Below are 16396 nucleotides of genomic sequence, written 5' to 3'. Positions count from 1 at the left end.
GGGGCGTCGAACACGTGAAGGTCGGAGGATGCGGTGGCTCAGGGTCTGAAGTTGGGGTACAAGGCGTCGGCGGAGCAGTTCGGGCCGCGGGAGCTGGTCGAGCTGGCCGTGCTCGCCGAGGCGCACGGGATGGATTCGGCGACGGTGTCGGATCATTTCCAGCCGTGGCGCCACCAGGGTGGGCACGCCCCGTTCTCACTGGCGTGGATGACCGCAGTGGGGGAGCGCACGCAGCGGTTGCAGCTCGGCACGAGTGTGTTGACGCCGACGTTCCGGTACAATCCGGCGGTGATCGCGCAGGCGTTCGCGACGATGGGCTGCCTGTATCCGGGGAGGATCTTCCTCGGGGTCGGCACCGGTGAGGCACTCAACGAGATCGCCACCGGTTATGCGGGCCAGTGGCCGGAGTTCAAGGAACGCTTCGCGCGGCTGCGGGAGTCGGTGCGGCTGATGCGCGAGCTGTGGCGCGGGGACCGGGTGGATTTCGAGGGGGAGTTCTACTCGACGAAGGGGGCGTCGATCTACGACGTGCCCGAGGGCGGTATCCCGGTGTACATCGCCGCCGGTGGTCCGATGGTGGCGCGGTATGCGGGACGGGCGGGGGACGGGTTCATCTGCACCTCGGGCAAGGGCATGGAGCTCTACACCGACAAACTCCTGCCGGCGGTGGCGGAGGGGGCGGCGAAGGCGGAGCGGGATGTCGTGCAGATCGACAAGATGATCGAGATCAAGATCTCGTACGACACCGATCCGGATCGGGCGTTGGAGAACACGCGGTTCTGGGCGCCGTTGTCGTTGACGCCGGAGCAGAAGCATTCGATCGACGATCCGATCGAGATGGAGGCCGCGGCCGATGCGTTGCCGATCGAGCAGGTGGCCAAGCGGTGGATCGTGGCGTCGGATCCGGACGAGGCGGTCGAGCAGGTCAAGGCGTATGTGGATGCGGGGTTGAATCATCTGGTGTTCCATGCGCCGGGTCATGATCAGCGGCGGTTCCTGGAGTTGTTCGAACGCGACCTCGCGCCGCGCCTGCGCGCCCTCGCCTGATCACACACCCGGACGTGTCGCGGGGTGCCCCGCCGGAACGGGCACCCCGCATTAGGGTGACACCCATGAGCGTCGAGGCGGATTCCGTAACGAGCATCTACATCGCGGCTCCCGAGGGCGACACCGGCAAGTCGACCGTCGCCCTGGGCGTACTGCAGACGCTGTGCGCCTCCACCGCCCGCGTGGGGGTCTTCCGCCCCATCGCCCGCTCCGACAGCGACACCGACTACATCCTCGAGCTCCTGCTCGAACACACCACCGTCGACCTCGGCTACGACGACTGCGTCGGCGTCACCTACGACGACGTCCACGCCGACCCCGACGCCGCGCTCAGCGACATCGTCGTCAGGTACCACGCCGTCGCCGACCGCTGCGACGCCGTCGTCGTCGTCGGCAGCGACTACACCGAGATCGCCAACCCCAGCGAACTGTCGTACAACGCCCGCATCGCCGCCAACCTCGACGCCCCCGTGCTGCTGGTCCTGCGCGGCGCGCGGCGCACCCCCACCGAGATCGCCCAGTTCACCGCGGTGTGCGCGAGTGAACTGGCCGCGCAGCACGCCCACCTCGGGGCCGTCGTCGTCAACCGGTGCGATCCCGACGCTCTCGACGAGGTGGCCGCCGCCCTGGCCGATCGCAGCGAACCGGTGTGGACCCTGCCGGACGTACCCGCGCTGGTCGCCCCCACCCTGGCGGAGCTGATGACCGCGATCGACGGTGAGCTCTACAGCGGTGATCCCGACCTGCTGCAACGCGAGGCGCTGCGGATCATGGTGGACGGCATGACCGCCGAACACATTCTGGAGCGGCTCACCGACGGCGTCGTCGTCATCGCCCCCGCCGACCGTTCCGACGTCGTCCTCACCCTCGTCAACGCCAGTGCTGCCGAAGGTTTCCCGACGCTCGCCGGCATCGTCATGAACGACGGGCTCCGGCCCCACCCGATGATCGCGCGGCTCCTCGCGGCGCTGAAACCGTCGCTGCCGATCCTCACCACCGAGCTGGGCACCCTCGACATCGCCGCGGCCGCGGACCGCACCCGGGGGCGGATGGCGCTCGGCGCACAACGCAAGATCGACACGGCCCTCGCCCTGATGGAACGCCACGTCGACTCCCGCGCCCTGCTCGACCGGCTGCGGCTGCCCCGCCCGTCGGTGACCACCCCGCAGATGTTCGAATACCAGCTCATCGACCGCGCCCGGACACAGCTCCGGCACATCGTGCTTCCCGAAGGCGAGGACGACCGGATCCTGCGGGCCGCCGGACGGGTGCTGCAGCGCGGCATCGCACAGCTGACCATCCTCGGCGACGAGGCCGCGGTGCGGCAGCGGGCCGCCGAGCTCGGCGTGGACCTGTCCGAGGCGCAGATCCTCGACCCGCGTACCTCCGAGCTCACCGAACGGTTCGCCGAGGAGTACGCACGGCTGCGCGCCCACAAGGGTATGACACTCGACCGGGCCCGCGAGATAATGAGGGACATCTCGTATTTCGGCACGATGATGGTGCATCTCGGGCTCGCCGACGGCATGGTCTCCGGCGCCGCGCACACCACCGCGCACACGATCCGGCCCTCACTCGAGATCATCAAGACCGAACCCGGTGTGTCGACGGTGTCGAGCATCTTCCTGATGTGCCTCGACGACCGGGTGCTCGCCTACGGCGACTGCGCAGTGGTGCCCGATCCCACCGCCGACCAGCTCGCCGACATCGCGATCTCCTCGGCCGCGACCGCCGCCCGTTTCGGCATCGAACCGCGCATCGCGATGCTGTCCTACTCCACCGGCGAGTCGGGTTCGGGAGCCGACGTCGACAAGGTCCGCACCGCAACCGCTCTCGTGCGGGAACGCCGCCCCGACCTGCTCGTGGAAGGACCGATCCAGTACGACGCCGCGATCGAACCGACGGTCGCCGACGCGAAACTGCCCGGCTCGGACGTCGCCGGCCGCGCCACGGTGTTCGTCTTCCCGGACCTGAACACCGGCAACAACACCTACAAGGCGGTGCAGCGCAGCGCGGACGCCGTCGCTGTGGGGCCCGTCCTCCAGGGGCTGAACAAGCCGGTCAACGACCTGTCCCGCGGTGCCCTGGTCCAGGACATCGTCAACACCATCGCCATCACGGCGATCCAGGCGCAGGAGGAGCAGTCGTGAGCAGCCCCGACCCCGACACCCCCGCCCTCGTGCTGGTGCTCAACTCCGGTTCGTCGTCCATCAAGTTCCAGCTGATCGAGCCGGTCAGCGGGAAGTCCCCGGCACACGGGCTGATCGAGAGGATCGGGGAGCCGGAGGGCCGGATCGTCTTCCACCACACCACCGGCACGATCGAGGAGACCGGAGCGATTCCCGACCACCGGAAGGGATTGCACGCGGTACTCGGGATGCTCGAACGGCTCGGGCGTCCGCTCGAAGAGGTCGGCATCGTCGCGGTGGGGCACCGGATCGTGCACGGCGGCATGAACCTGCACGAACCCACGCTCATCGACGACGACGTGGTCCGCGCCGTCGCCGACCTGTCGGTGCTCGCACCCCTGCACAATCCCGCGAATGTCATCGGAATCGAGGTCGCGCGCGAGGAACTGCCCGACGTTCCGCACGTCGGGGTCTTCGACACCGCCTTCTTCCACGATCTTCCGGCCCCGGCGGCGACCTACGCCATCGACCGGGACATCGCCCGCGAGCACGGCCTCCGCCGCTACGGCTTCCACGGCACCTCCCACGAGTACGTCGCACACCGCGCCGCCGACTTCCTCGGCCGCGGCATCGCGGAGCTGAATCTGGTGGTGCTGCACCTCGGCAACGGCGCCTCCGCCTCCGCGATCGCCGGAGGACACCCCATCGACACGTCGATGGGTCTGACCCCGCTCGAGGGGCTGGTGATGGGTACCCGCAGCGGCGACGTCGATCCCGGCCTCGTCCTGCACCTGCACCGGACGGTCGGCCTGGGTGTCGACGCCCTCGACGACCTGCTCAACCGGCATTCGGGATTGAAGGGCCTGTCGGGGGTCAACGACTTCCGCGCCCTGCACGAACTCGTCGAGGCGGGCGACGAGGACGCTCGCCTCGCCTACGACGTCTACGTGCACCGCATCCGGAAGTACGTGGGGGCGTACACTTTCGAACTCGGTGGTGTGGACGCGATCGTCTTCACCGGCGGGGTGGGGGAGCACAACGCCGACGTCCGCCACGACGCGCTGGCCGGTCTCGACCGTCTCGGCATCGTCGTCGACGACACCCGCAACGGCGCCGCCGAGGAGGGGGAGCGCCGTATCTCCGCCGACGGGTCGCAGGTGGAGGTGCTGGTCATCCCGACCAACGAGGAACTCGCCATCGCCCGCGCCGCAGTGGCTTTCGCGCGACCCCGCTCCTGATCGGGTGAGGCTGCCGTGATCAGGTGAGGCTGCGCGGCCGGATCGCGTTCGCCAGGTCGACGAGGGTGTAGCGGTGCGAACGGGTCGGTGCCTTGCGCGCCAGCTGCCGGAGCGCCGCCTCGGCGCCCAGACGCAGCCCCTTCTCGGTGAACGGCACGTCGAGGATGCGGTCGTGCTCGCGCCGCGACGACCTGCCGCTGCGCACCCATTCGAGCGCGGTCCGCAGCACGAGCGCCCGCATCTGCAGAGCGCGGCTCTCGTCCGCGGGCAGCGCCGCGACACGGTGCGCGGCCTCCCGCAGGTCGGCTTCGGTGATCTCGTCGACCCGCCCGCCACGCAACAGGATCAGGGCCGCCGTCATGGTCGCGGCACTGTGGTGCCGCGAGGTCGGCGGTACCTGATCGAGAACCTGCACGGCACTGCGGATCTCGTCGCGCGCCGTGAGCTGCCGGGCCAGACCGAAGGACGCACTGACCAGCCCGTGGTCGGTCCGCCAGACGGTGCGGTAGGTCTCCTCGCAGAACTGCCGCCAGGCCTCCGGATCGTCGCTCTCCCAGTGTTGCAGGGTCAGTTCCGCGGTGGCCGCCAGGGCGACCTTCGGGGCGACCTCCCCGGGTAGGGCCTGCAGCACCTTGTCGAACCGCGCGAAGGCCTTCTCGTAGTCGTCCTGCAGCAGCGCCGCGATGCCGGCGTACCAGTCCGACCGCCAGTCGCTGCCGCCCTCGCGTTCGAGCCGCGTGAGGATCTCCGTCGCGGCGTCGGCCTGCCCCAGATCGAGATGGGCGCGGATCTCGGCGAAGGTCACCTCCCGGCTGATCGAGGCCTCCGAGGACCCCGCGAGCCGCTCGAATCCCTTCTCACGGGCGTGCCGCAGCGAGTCCAGGGTCTGCTGCGGTTCGCTGTGCACGGCGGCGGCGAGCAGCGCGGCACTCGGATCGTTGGGGTCGACCAGCGGAACCGGCAGGGCCGCCGCGACATCCCGGCCACGCAGGTTGGCGTCGCGTTCGATGCCGTCGGCGTAGACGTCGGTGCGCACGAGTGCCTCGTCGGTGCCGAAGGTGGTGCGCTGCGGGCTGAACAGCGTCGACAGTCCCGGATGTTCGGTGCCGAGCTTCTTCGACAGGATCTCGCGCAACACCCCGGTGAGCTGCCCGGCGAGTTCGTCCGCCGACGAGAAACGTTGCTGCGGATCTGCATTCGTCGCGCGGAGCAGCAACCGGTGGTAGGAGTCGTATTCGGCGAGCAGCGGCGCCTGCTCCGGGGTGGGGAGTCCGTCGAGATAGCGGCCCTTGTCCGACGGCATGTCGAGGGTGAGCACGGCGAGGGTGCGCCCGACCGTGTAGATGTCGGTCGCCACGGTGGGGCCGGTCCGGACGATCTCCGGTGCCTGGTATCCCGGTGTGCCGTAGAGATATCCGTAGTCCTCGATCCCGGTGACGGCACCGAGGTCGATGAGCTCGACCTGTTCGTCGGTGACCATGATGTTCTCGGGTTTGAGGTCGTTGTAGACCAGACCGATGTCGTGCAGGTACTGCAGGGCGGGCAGTACCTCGAGCATGTAGCCGATGGCCTGCTCGACGGGCATGCGCTCGGGCGGTTCGTAGGTGTCGAGGACCGTGCGCAGGGTGTGCCCGCCGAGATACTCCATGACGATGTATCCCATGGGGGTGCCGTCGGGCTGGGGGTGCTCGACGAAGTTGTAGATCCGCACGATGCTCGGATGGCTCACCTCTGCGAGGAACTGCCGTTCGGCCATGGCGACGGCCTGCGCCTCGGCGTCACCGGAGTGCAGCAGTCCCTTGAGCACCACCCAGCGGTCGCTCACGTTGCGGTCGATCGCGAGATATATCCAGCCCAGGCCGCCGTGCGCGATGCAACCCTGCACCTCGTACTGCCCAGCGACCAGATCACCGCGCTTCAGCGCCGGGGTGAACTGGAAGTGGCTGCCGCACTTCGGGCAGTCGCCCTCGGTGAGCCCCGGTCCGGTGGCGGTACTGCGGCCCACCGGGTCGTTGCACTTCCAGCAGAAGCGTTTGCCCTCGGCCACGAGGGGATTGCGCAGCACCGCATCCATCGGGTCCTTCGGGGCGGGCACCGGCACGTCGACGAGACCGGCGATGCGCCGCCGTTCGGTGCCGCGGAGCCGGCTACGGCGGGTCGACGTGCGCTGAGAGGTCGACCGGACGGGCCGCCGCGCGGACGTCGGTTCGGGTCGTCCGGCGACGGTGGCGGGACCGGAATCCGCGGGCCGGGTCCCCCGGCCGGTACCGGCCTTCTGTGTCCCCTGACCGGGTTCGGCCTTCTGTGTCCCCTGGCCGGGTTCGGCCCGCTGCGTCTCAGGGCCGAGGTCGGCGGCCTGTGTGGCCGGCTGGTCGCGTGAGCGAGGATCGTCGGTCATGGCTCATTCCCGGTACTTCGGCGTCGGCGGTGCCGGTGTGGGGCCGAGCACCCGCAGATAGGTGTCGTACAACCGCTCCCAGGTGCCGTCGGTGCGGATCCGGTCGAGGGTGGCGTTGACGACGCGGACGAGATCGTCGTTGCCCTTGGTGATGCCGATGCCGTACGGCTCGGAGCCGAGGGACGGGCCGACGAGCTCGAGATAGGGATCCTGCGACGCCAGACCGGCGAGGATCGTGTCGTCGGTGCTCACCGCGTCCACCTGCCGCTGCTGGAGCACCACGAGGCAGTCGGCCCAGGACGGCACCGCCAGGATCGACGCCGCGGGCTGCACCTGCTGCAGGCGGGCCAGCGAGGTCGTGCCGTCGACCGCACACACCCGCCGCCCCGCGAGGTCGGCGGCGCTGCGGATACCGGACCCCTTGACCACCAGGACCCGCTGCTGCGCGCGGAAGTACTCGGTGGAGAAGTCGACCTTCTCGCGGCGTGCGCAGGTGATGGTCATGGTCTTGGCGACGATGTCCACCGTCGAGTTCTGCAGCGCCTCCTCGCGTTCGGCGGAGCTGAGGATGCGGAAGTCGACGAGATCCGGGTCGCCGAGCAGGTCGCGGGCGATCTCCCGGGCGACGTCCACGTCGAAGCCGGTGATGCGGCCGGTGACCGGATCGCGGTAGCTCATCAGGTTGCTGCCGGTGTCCAGGCCCACGACGAGCCGGCCGCGTGCCCGGATCCGGTCGACTGCCGGGCCGGTGGCGTCGGCGTCGGGCGGCAGGCTCTCCGTCGGGTCGCCGCAGTCCGGGGACGGGGGAGTGGTCAGCGTGGACTCGACGGGATGGGCGCGCTCCGGCAACGGCGCGAAGGTCGACGAGGTCTCCACCTCGGGGGCGCGCGGCGGCGGATCGGTCGCGCATCCCGCGGCGAGCGCGGCGAGCGCGCACACGCCGGCGGCCGCTCTGCGGATCCTCACCGGTACTCCTTCAATCGGGGGCGCAGACCCAGCCACACCCCGAGCAGCGCCACCCCGAGCAGCACCAGCGTCGCCGGGGCGAGACCGAGGAGGGTGCGCGAGGCCCGGAACTCGTTGTCGCGCAGTTCCGTGCGGGTGGCGACGATGCTGTCGCGCAGTGCCGTGTCGAGGGCGGCGAACTGGGTGGTGGACTCGCCCGGTCCGGGCCCGACGGCCAGTACCGTCGCGGCCGCGTAGTCGCCGCGACCGAGGGCGTCGACGGTACGACGATGCGAGTTGAGCCACGCCTCGCGCGCCGCGCGGGCCACCTCGACGGTGTCGCGGCCCGCGACGGGTTCGGCACTGCCGGCGTAGCGGTCGAGGATGTCGCCGAGCAGGGTCATGTTCTCGCCGAAGGTGGTGTCGTAGACCCCGGAGGTGTCGCGGCGCGCGAGCAGCAGGGTCTCGGCGGTGCGGGACTGCTGCGCGACGATGCGGCCCTGCGTCAGCGTCGCCAGGGGCTCGGCGCCGTGCTCGATGGCCTGCTCGGTCGCACTCGACGAGGCCAGACCCGCGAAGAGCAACCAGCACAGGGCCAGCCCGGTCGCGCCGATGGCCACCAGCAGCCCCGGATTGAGGGCGCGGTGACTGATACGGCTGACCACAATGTGCGTCGCCCCCAGAGCGGCGACCGTGACGATGAGGAGACCGATCGCGAGCCAGGGCGGCCGGACCGCGGCACGCTGGGTCGCCTCCACCGCGGCGACACCCCGGCTGTGGAGTTCCTGCGCCGCAGGGAGCAGTTCGGTCTGCATCAGGTGCGACGCCTCGCCCAGATAGGCGGCCCCCACCGGGTTGCCGACCCGGTGGTTGGCACGTGCCGTCTCGATCGTGCCGGTGTAGACGGGGAGCAGCCGCCCGATCTCGGTGAGGTGGTGGACGGTGGTCGCATCGGCGTCGGTCAGCCCGGTCGCCGCGACGACCAGGTACTCCGAGGCCTCCGAGACCGCCCGGAGGTAGCGGTCGCGCACCTCCTCCGGTTCGAGACCACCCGAGATGAAGCCGGTCACCGCGGCGGCGTCGGCCACCGACAGGGCGCTGTAGAGGTTCTGTGCCGCGTAGGCGAGCGGTTCGGTGGACTCGAGCAACCGATCGTGGGTGTCCTGCCGTTGGTCCACGGCGGTCGCCGACGCCACCGCCGACACCAGGAGCAGGATCGTCAGGATCACCCCGAACGTCACCAGGCGGGCGGGTGTGGACCTCAGGACGTCGCGCAGATCCTCGCGGCGGACGCCCGAAGTGCCCGGATCCTCGGTAGCCTCGACCGTGCCGCCGGTCGGGACGACCGGAGGGGGTACGCGAACACCCACGGCGCACCCCTTTCCTCGTGTCGTCGGTCTCGAGGCGAGCATATAAGCAGCACGGCGGTATTGTTGCCGTCCACGGACGGCGGGATCCGGGGCTCCGACACGGTTCCGCAGGGGCCCGGACCAGGGAGGCGGACGCGATGCGCGGTGACGGTGACGGGTGGGCGGTCGGCCCCGACGGGGAGAAGCGCTGGGGGCGGCACGGCGCGGCCGGACTGCTGCTGCGCGCACCCCTGCCCGACGGCACCCCCGCGGTGCTCCTGCAGCACCGCGCGGCCTGGAGCCATCAGGGCGGCACCTGGGCTCTGCCCGGCGGCGCCCGCGACTCCCACGAGAGCACCGTCGACGCGGCCGTGCGCGAGGCTCACGAGGAAGCGGGCATCGACGTCGCGGCGCTGTCGGTGCGGACCGAGCGGGTCACCTCCGGGCTGCCGGGAGGCTGGACCTACACGACGGTGATCGCCGACGCGCCCCGCCCGCTCGACACCGCCCTCAACGGGGAGAGCACCGAACTGCGCTGGGTGCCCGAGTCCGAGGTCGAGACGATGCCCCTGCACCGCGGCTTCGCCGAGGCCTGGCCGGCGCTGCGCACCTGCCCGGTACGGATGCTGCTCGACACCGCCAACGTCCTCGGGACGAGCGGCCCCACCGGCTGGTGGCGCGACCGCCCCGGCGCGACGAGCGCACTGCTCGCCGACCTCGCCGCGGTGCTGCCCCGCACCGTCGAACTGCCCGGTGGACTGTTCGGCTGGGTGCCCCGCATCGAGGTCGTGCTCGAGGGACAGGCCCGCGACGCGGTCGTCGACGACGCCCGCCTGCCGGTGCACACCGCCGCCGGCAGCGGCGACGACGAACTCGCCCGGCTGGCCGCCGCGACGACCACCGCGGTGGACCCGAGCGTGACCGTCGTGGTCACCGCCGACCGCGGGCTGCGCGACCGGCTGCCCGAGGGCATCGTCGCGGTGTCGCCGTCGACGGTGCTGGGCTGGCTCTGACCTCTCGGGCCGGCGGCCTTCTCAGGCCGGCAGCGCGGCTTTGAGTGCCGCCGCGGCGGCCCGCGGATCCTCGGCCTTCGTGATCGCTCGCACCACCGCGATGCGCGTCGCACCGGCCGCGACGACCTCCGGCACCCGTTCGAGGTCGATCCCGCCGATCGCGAACCACGGACGCTTCGGCTGCGACTGCGCGACCTCGCGGGTCACCTCCAGACCCGCCGCGGTGCGGCCCGGCTTCGTGGGGGTGTCCCAGACCGGGCCGGATGCGAAGTAGTCCACGCCCTCCTCGATGTCGGCGAGCGCGGCCTGCGCGCGGCTGCCCGTGGACCGGCCGATGACGATCTCGTCGCCGAGGATCCGCCGCGCGTACTGCACCGGCAGGTCGCCCTGGCCGAGGTGCAGGATGTCGGCGCCCGAGGCGAGCGCGACGTCGGCGCGGTCGTTCACCGCCATCAACGCACCGTGTCGGGAGCACGCCTCGGCGATGATCTCCAGCGCCGCGAGCTCCTCTCGGGCCTCGATGCGGCCGAACTTCTTCTCGCCGGCCGAGTCCTTGTCGCGCAACTGGACGATGTCGACACCGCCTGCGAGGGCCTCCTCGACGAAGTCCGCGAGGTCGCCGGTGTCGCGGCGGGCGTCGGTGCACAGGTACAACCGGGCGGTCGCGAGGCGACCGCGGGGGTCGGGGTGGTTGCCGCGATAGGTGGTCACGGACAAGACGGTAGCCTCTAGGGGGAACGTGACGACACGGGAGTCCCGAGGAACGCGGGGCTGAGAGGGGGCCTGCCGGCCCCGACCGTTATGACCTGACCCGGATCATGCCGGCGCAGGGAGTGAGGTGGATCTGTGACAACTGTTGCCGTCGTCGGTGGCGGAGTGATCGGGCTGTCGATCGCATGGCGCGCGGCCCGCGCCGGGCACACCGTCACCGTGCACGACCCGAATCCCGGAAGCGGCGCCTCGTGGGTGGCCGGGGGCATGCTCGCCCCGCTGTCCGAGGGCTGGCCGGGAGAGGACCACGTCCTCGACCTCGGCGCAGCCTCCCTGGACCGCTGGCCCGGCTTCGCGGAGGCCCTGCGCACCGAGACCGGCACCGACGTGTTCACCGCCGAGGCCTCCCTGACGGTCGCCCTCGACGCCGCCGACGCCGCCGACCTGCGGACCGTCGCCGAATGGGTGGGCGAACGCGGCCACGAGATGCAGGTGCTCTCCCGCGCCCGGATACGCGAACTCGAACCGTCGCTCGGCCCCCGCATCCGCCTCGGGCTGCTGGCTCCCACCGAGCTCTCCGTCGACAACCGGGCGCTCGTCGAGGCCCTGCGCGTCGCGGCCGTGCGGGCCGGGGTGCGGTTCTCCGAAGCCGCCGTGCACGACCTCGCCGACCTGCCTGACGACCAGGTGGTGCTCGCCGCCGGGTGGGCGTCGGCGCAGCTGTGGCCGGGACTGCCGGTGCGGCCCGTCAAGGGCGAGATCCTGCGGCTGCGGCTGCGGCCCGGCGCGACCCCGCCGCCGCAGCGCACCGTGCGCGCGGAGGTGCACGGCCGCCCCGCCTATCTGGTGCCCCGCCACGACGGCCTGGTCGTCGGCGCCACCCAGTACGAGGCATCCGACCGGCAGGTCACCGTCGCCGGGGTGCGCGATCTCATCGCCGACGCGGAGACGATCTTCCCGGCGCTCGGCGAGTACGAGCTGTACGAGGCGAGTGCGGGCCTGCGCCCGATGACCCCCGACAACCTGCCGCTGATCGGCCGGCTGTCCGACCGCGTCGTGGCCGCCACCGGGCACGGCCGCAACGGTGTGCTGCTCACCCCGGTCACCGTCGACGCGGTGCTCGCCGAACTCCGCGGGGAGCAGCTCCCCGACGCGAAACATGCCTGTCCCCGACGACATACGGAAGCGAGTGTGCGATGAGCGATCAGGTGGCGGTGGGCATCACCGTCAACGGTGAGGACAAGACCTACGCGACGGCACCGACCGTCGCGGAGCTGCTGGCCGAACTCGGCCTGCCGGAGAAGGGGATCGCGGTCGCGATCGACGGTGCCGTCTGCCCCCGTGGCCGCTGGTCCGAACCGGTGAACCGCGGCGCGAACATCGAGATCCTCACGGCGGTCCAGGGTGGCTGAGACACAGGTGAACACCGCCCAGTCGGGCGAAACACGCGATCCGGCACACGATCTGCCGCCGCTGACCATCGCGGGCCGCACCTTCGGGTCCCGGTTGATCACCGGCACCGGCGGTGCCGCGAACCTCGCGGTGCTCGAGGAGGCGCTCGTCGCGTCGGGCACCGAACTGACCACCGTCGCGATGCGGCGCGTCGACGCGGCCTCCGGCACCGGGGTTCTCGACCTGCTGCGGCGCCTCGGCATCGAGCCGCTGCCCAACACCGCCGGCTGCCGCGGCGCGAAGGAGGCGGTGCTCACCGCGCAGCTCGGCCGCGAAGCGCTCGAAACCGACTGGGTCAAGCTGGAAGTCATCGCCGACGAGCGGACCCTGCTGCCCGATGCCATCGAACTCGTCTCGGCCGCAGAGCAACTCGTCGACGACGGATTCGTCGTCCTGCCGTACACCACCGACGATCCGGTGCTCGCGAAGCGCCTCGAGGACGTCGGCTGCGCCGCGGTGATGCCGCTCGGCTCCCCGATCGGCACCGGTCTCGGCATCTCGAATCCGCACCACATCGAGATGATCGTCGAATCCGCCGGGGTGCCGGTGATCCTCGACGCCGGAATCGGCACCGCCTCCGACGCCGCGCTCGCGATGGAACTCGGATGCGACGCGGTGCTGCTCGCGACCGCCGTCACCCGCGCCAAGGATCCGGCGCTGATGGCCTCCGCGATGCGGCACGCCGTCGAAGCGGGCTTCCACGCGCGGCACGCCGGACGCATCCCGAAACGCTTCTGGGCACAGGCGTCGTCGCCCATGGAGCCCTGACGAGCCCGTGACCGGCCGGTCTCCCACGTAGGGTGGAGATCATGATCGAAGTGACCGGCTTGACCAAGAAGTTCGGGTCGACGACCGCGGTCGACGACCTGACGTTCACGGTCCGTCCCGGCATCGTCACCGGCTTCCTCGGCCCGAACGGCGCCGGGAAGTCCACCACGATGCGCATGATCCTGGGACTGGACCGACCGACCTCGGGTACCGCACTGATCGAGGGCAAGCCCTACCGCGAACTCCAGCGGCCGCTGCAGACCGTCGGCGCACTGCTCGACGCGAAATGGGTGCACCCCAACCGATCGGCGCGGGCTCACCTGCGGTGGCTCGCCGCGTCCAACGGTCTGCCCGACTCGCGCGTCGACGAGGTGCTGCGCCAGGTCGGCCTCACCGAGGTCGCCGGGAAGAAGGCCGGCGGGTTCTCGCTCGGCATGTCGCAGCGGCTCGGCCTCGCGGCCGCGCTGCTCGGCAACCCGCGGGTTCTGCTGTTCGACGAACCGGTCAACGGTCTCGACCCCGAGGGCATCGTGTGGATCCGGCGGTTCATGCAGGCCCTCGCCGCAGAGGGACGCACCGTGCTCGTGTCGAGCCACCTGCTCTCCGAGATGGCGCAGACCGCCGAGCACCTGATCGTCATCGGCCGCGGCCGGCTCATCGCCGACACCTCCGTGGACGAGTTCGTCGCCCGCTCGTCGGAGTCCGACGTGCTGGTGCGCAGCCCCCAGCTCGACGAGCTGCGGGCCGCGCTCACCGAGCGGGGGAAGACCTTCCGCGAGGAGGACGGCGCGCTGATCGTCTCGGGCGCCGGTACCTCGGAGATCGGCGAACTCGCCGCGGCGCGCTCGATCGTGCTGCACGAGCTGGCCGGTCGTAACGCCTCCCTCGAGGAAGCGTTCATGAAGCTGACCGGTGGTGAGGTCCAGTACCACGGATCCGGAGTCGACGACGTCATGAAGGGTGGACTGTGATGAGTACGGCACTCGACACGTTGCGCGCCGAGCGGATCAAGCTCACCTCGGTGCAGTCCCCGCTGTGGTGCACGGTGATCATCGTGGCGCTGGGGCTGGGCCTGGCCGCGATCCTCGGCTCGGTCTCCCGCACGTCGGTGGGCATGGACGACGAGATGGGCGTCTTCTATCCGACCGTCGACACCGCCATCAGCGGCGTCACCGGTTTCGGTGTGCTCGTGCTGATGATCCTGGCCGCGCTGTCGGTGACGAGCGAGTACCGCTTCGGGATCATCCGCACCACCTTCCAGGCCACCCCGAACCGGGCGCTGCTGCTGACGATGAAGGCGCTGCTGATCGGGGTGTTCGGGGCGGTGCTCACCTTCGCCGTCGCGCTCGGGGCGTTCTTCGTCGCCAAGGCGCTGGCCGGTCCGGATGCGGGCCGTGAGCTGGTGCTCGACGGGGGTGACTCCTGGCGGGCGATCTACGGCACCGCGATCTACGCGTTCCTGTGTGTGGTGCTCGCAGTGGGTGTCGGCACGCTGCTGCGACAGTCCGCCGGCACGATCGCGCTGCTCATGCTGTGGCCGCTGCTCATCGAATCGCTGTTCGCCCTGTTCGGGTCGGTGGGCGCGAAGATCCAGCCGTTCCTGCCCTTCGCCAACGCCAACCACTTCCTCGGTCAGGAGCCGAGCGTCGACTTCCACTGGGGCCCGTGGGGATCACTGCTGTACTTCGCGGTGTTCTCGGTGGTCGTCTTCGCGATCTCGATCGTGGTGGTGAAAGAGCGCGACGCCTGAGCCTTCCTCCTCTCCACACGACTGCGCCGCACGGACGATCCGTGCGGCGCAGTCGTCTTTCGGCCCGGGGACACCCCCGGCTTTTGTACGCTCGGGCGATGGTGAGTTCTCGGACGACACGGGGGATGCGGACGGCACAGGGGAGGGGAGCCGCCCTGGTCCTCGTCGGGGTCCTGCTGGCATCGGGATGTTCCGACGGGGAGGCGCAGACACCGTCGGTGGATCCGGCCGCGCTCGCCGACGCGGTGCAGATCGACACGCTCATGGCCCGCCTGTCCGATCTCGAGCGCATCGCCAACGACAACGGCGGCAACCGGGCCGTGGGCACCCCCGGCTACGACGCGAGCGTCGACTACGTCGTCGCCGCGCTGGAGGGCGCCGGATTCGAGGTGGAGACGCCGGAGTTCGACACGACCGGTTTCACCGTCGACCGGGAGGCACTCACCGTCGACGGTGCACCCCTCGAGGTCCGTGCCCTCGGCATGTCGCCCTCGACCGGGCCGGACGGGGTGAGCGCGCGGGTCGTGCGGGTGCCCACCGACGACACCCCCGGCTGCGAGGCCACCGACTACGACGGGCTCGACGCAGCCGGTGCCGTGGTGATCGTCGACCGCGGCGAGTGCACCTTCGCCGACAAGGAACGGATCGCCGCCGAACAGGGCGCCGTCGCGCTGCTCGCCGTCAACAGCGAGGAGGGGCCGCTCGCCGCGGCCACGCTCGGCGACGAGGCCGAACCGCGCATCCCGGTCGGTGGGGTCGCCCGGGAGGACGGGGACCGGCTCGCCGCGGCGTCGACGGTGACCCTCACGCTCGAGACCCGCACCGAGACCGTCACCTCCCGCAACGTCGTCGCCCAGACCCGCACCGGCGCCACCGACAACGTGGTCGTCGTCGGCGCGCACCTCGACAGCGTCCCCGACGGGCCGGGCATCAACGACAACGGCAGCGGCTCCGTCGCCGTCCTCGAGACCGCCCTGCAGCTCGGCGCCGAACCCGATGTGCAGAACGCGGTGCGCTTCGCGTTCTGGGGTGCCGAGGAGGTCGGCCTCGTCGGCTCGAGCCGTTACGTCGACTCGCTCTCGGAGGAGGAACGGCTCGACATCGCGCTCTACCTGAACTTCGACATGCTCGGTTCCCCGAACCCCGGCTATCTCGTGTTCGACGGCGACGATTCGGACGGTGTGGGCGCGGGTCCCGGACCGGAGGGCTCGGCCGGGATCGAGCGGACCTTCGCGACGTTCTTCGCCGACCGCGGCATCGCCGTCGACGGCACCGACTTCGACGGTCGCTCCGACTACGGGCCGTTCGTCGACGTGGGGATCCCCGCGGGCGGGGTGTTCAGCGGCGCGGACGACACCAAGAGCGACGAGCAGGCCGGGAAGTGGGGTGGCACCGCCGGCGAGCCCTTCGACCCGAACTACCACAAGGCCGAGGACACCGTCGCCAACATCGACCGCGACGCCTACGCGATCGCGGCGGCGGCCGTCGCCTACGGCACCGGGGTCTACGCGCTGTCGCTCGACGGTCCCGACGGGGTGCCCACCGGCGAGGAACGCGTTCGGGCGCGCGCCGAATTCACCGAGTAGCGGGGATCCA

Annotated in this window: 14 protein-coding genes and 1 riboswitch; of the genes, 10 read left to right on the top strand and 4 right to left on the bottom strand. The window is 70.9% G+C overall.

Going from position 1 to position 16396, the window contains the following annotated elements; genetic code table 11:
* Positions 1-33 precede the first annotated feature (33 nt).
* The 3 genes from fgd (at position 34) to OED52_RS16830 (ending at position 4414) form a co-directional block, all read left to right on the top strand.
* Complete coding sequence (fgd, locus tag OED52_RS16840) at positions 34-1047, top strand: glucose-6-phosphate dehydrogenase (coenzyme-F420) (RefSeq protein WP_264151986.1); 1014 nt, start codon at positions 34-36, stop codon at positions 1045-1047.
* A 65-nt stretch (positions 1048-1112) separates the two neighbouring features.
* Complete coding sequence (gene pta / locus OED52_RS16835) at positions 1113-3197, top strand: phosphate acetyltransferase (protein ID WP_264151985.1); 2085 nt, start codon at positions 1113-1115, stop codon at positions 3195-3197.
* Positions 3194-4414: an acetate kinase gene (locus OED52_RS16830; RefSeq protein WP_264151984.1), complete on the top strand. Its 1221-nt coding sequence runs from the start codon at positions 3194-3196 to the stop codon at positions 4412-4414. Before pta ends, OED52_RS16830 begins: the two co-directional genes overlap by 4 nt.
* A gap of 19 nt (positions 4415-4433) precedes the next feature.
* On the opposite strand, the gene OED52_RS16825 is transcribed toward OED52_RS16830, so the two are convergent.
* Genes OED52_RS16825 through OED52_RS16815 form a run of 3 tightly spaced genes read right to left on the bottom strand, consistent with a single transcriptional unit; the run spans position 4434 to position 9127 of the window.
* A complete protein-coding gene (locus tag OED52_RS16825) occupies positions 4434-6812 on the bottom strand; it encodes a serine/threonine-protein kinase (RefSeq protein ID WP_264151983.1) in 2379 nt (792 codons plus the stop codon).
* Between the two features lie 3 nt (positions 6813-6815).
* Positions 6816-7778 carry a glutamate ABC transporter substrate-binding protein gene (locus tag OED52_RS16820; protein WP_264151982.1) on the bottom strand — a complete coding sequence of 321 codons (963 nt, stop codon included), beginning with the start codon at positions 7776-7778 and terminating at the stop codon, positions 6816-6818.
* Positions 7775-9127 (bottom strand): hypothetical protein, encoded by a 1353-nt coding sequence (locus tag OED52_RS16815; protein WP_264151981.1) that lies wholly within the window; start codon positions 9125-9127, stop codon positions 7775-7777. Before OED52_RS16815 ends, OED52_RS16820 begins: the two co-directional genes overlap by 4 nt.
* A gap of 137 nt (positions 9128-9264) precedes the next feature.
* On the opposite strand from OED52_RS16815, the gene OED52_RS16810 reads away from it, so the two are divergent.
* Complete coding sequence (locus OED52_RS16810) at positions 9265-10119, top strand: NUDIX hydrolase (protein ID WP_264151980.1); 855 nt, start codon at positions 9265-9267, stop codon at positions 10117-10119.
* Positions 10120-10140: 21 nt separating this feature from the next.
* Here OED52_RS16810 and thiE read toward each other — a convergent pair whose 3' ends face one another.
* Complete coding sequence (gene thiE, locus OED52_RS16805) at positions 10141-10830, bottom strand: thiamine phosphate synthase (RefSeq protein ID WP_264151979.1); 690 nt, start codon at positions 10828-10830, stop codon at positions 10141-10143.
* A gap of 26 nt (positions 10831-10856) precedes the next feature.
* Positions 10857-10969: riboswitch (TPP riboswitch) on the top strand.
* On the opposite strand from thiE, the gene thiO reads away from it, so the two are divergent.
* The 6 genes from thiO (at position 10966) to OED52_RS16775 (ending at position 16386) form a co-directional block, all read left to right on the top strand.
* Positions 10966-12030: a glycine oxidase ThiO gene (gene thiO / locus OED52_RS16800; protein WP_264151978.1), complete on the top strand. Its 1065-nt coding sequence runs from the start codon at positions 10966-10968 to the stop codon at positions 12028-12030. (Overlaps the previous riboswitch by 4 nt.)
* Entirely contained in the window at positions 12027-12242 is a 216-nt protein-coding gene (thiS, locus tag OED52_RS16795; RefSeq protein ID WP_264151977.1) for a sulfur carrier protein ThiS, read from the top strand. Before thiO ends, thiS begins: the two co-directional genes overlap by 4 nt.
* A gap of 52 nt (positions 12243-12294) precedes the next feature.
* The gene (gene thiG, locus OED52_RS16790; RefSeq protein ID WP_264154739.1) at positions 12295-13050 is read left to right on the top strand and encodes a thiazole synthase; all 756 of its coding nucleotides are present in this window, start codon (positions 12295-12297) and stop codon (positions 13048-13050) included.
* A 41-nt stretch (positions 13051-13091) separates the two neighbouring features.
* Positions 13092-14021, top strand: coding sequence for an ABC transporter ATP-binding protein (locus tag OED52_RS16785; RefSeq protein ID WP_264151976.1), 930 nt, complete (start codon positions 13092-13094; stop codon positions 14019-14021).
* Positions 14021-14800 (top strand): ABC transporter permease, encoded by a 780-nt coding sequence (locus OED52_RS16780; protein WP_264151975.1) that lies wholly within the window; start codon positions 14021-14023, stop codon positions 14798-14800. Before OED52_RS16785 ends, OED52_RS16780 begins: the two co-directional genes overlap by 1 nt.
* A 98-nt stretch (positions 14801-14898) precedes the next feature.
* Positions 14899-16386, top strand: a complete 1488-nt coding sequence (locus OED52_RS16775; RefSeq protein WP_264151974.1) for a M20/M25/M40 family metallo-hydrolase — start codon at positions 14899-14901, stop codon at positions 16384-16386.
* The last annotated feature ends 10 nt before the right edge of the window (positions 16387-16396 follow it).

Origin of the sequence: Rhodococcus sp. Z13 (assembly GCF_025837095.1) — a bacterium.
GTDB lineage: Bacteria > Actinomycetota > Actinomycetes > Mycobacteriales > Mycobacteriaceae > Rhodococcus > Rhodococcus sacchari.
The sequence above is the reverse complement of the archived record's forward strand: the minus strand, read 5'-3'. Positions and strand labels throughout refer to the sequence as shown.

What these genes read in the sequence shown, in the direction of transcription:
- OED52_RS16785 (WP_264151976.1), top strand. Translation starts at nt 13,092, where the DNA reads ATGATCGAAGTGACCGGCTTGACCAAGAAGTTCGGGTCGACGACCGCG.
- thiS (WP_264151977.1), top strand. Translation starts at nt 12,027, where the DNA reads ATGAGCGATCAGGTGGCGGTGGGCATCACCGTCAACGGTGAGGACAAG.
- OED52_RS16780 (WP_264151975.1), top strand. Translation starts at nt 14,021, where the DNA reads ATGAGTACGGCACTCGACACGTTGCGCGCCGAGCGGATCAAGCTCACC.
- OED52_RS16825 (WP_264151983.1), bottom strand. Translation starts at nt 6,812, where the DNA reads ATGACCGACGATCCTCGCTCACGCGACCAGCCGGCCACACAGGCCGCC.
- OED52_RS16810 (WP_264151980.1), top strand. Translation starts at nt 9,265, where the DNA reads ATGCGCGGTGACGGTGACGGGTGGGCGGTCGGCCCCGACGGGGAGAAG.
- pta (WP_264151985.1), top strand. Translation starts at nt 1,113, where the DNA reads ATGAGCGTCGAGGCGGATTCCGTAACGAGCATCTACATCGCGGCTCCC.
- OED52_RS16775 (WP_264151974.1), top strand. Translation starts at nt 14,899, where the DNA reads ATGGTGAGTTCTCGGACGACACGGGGGATGCGGACGGCACAGGGGAGG.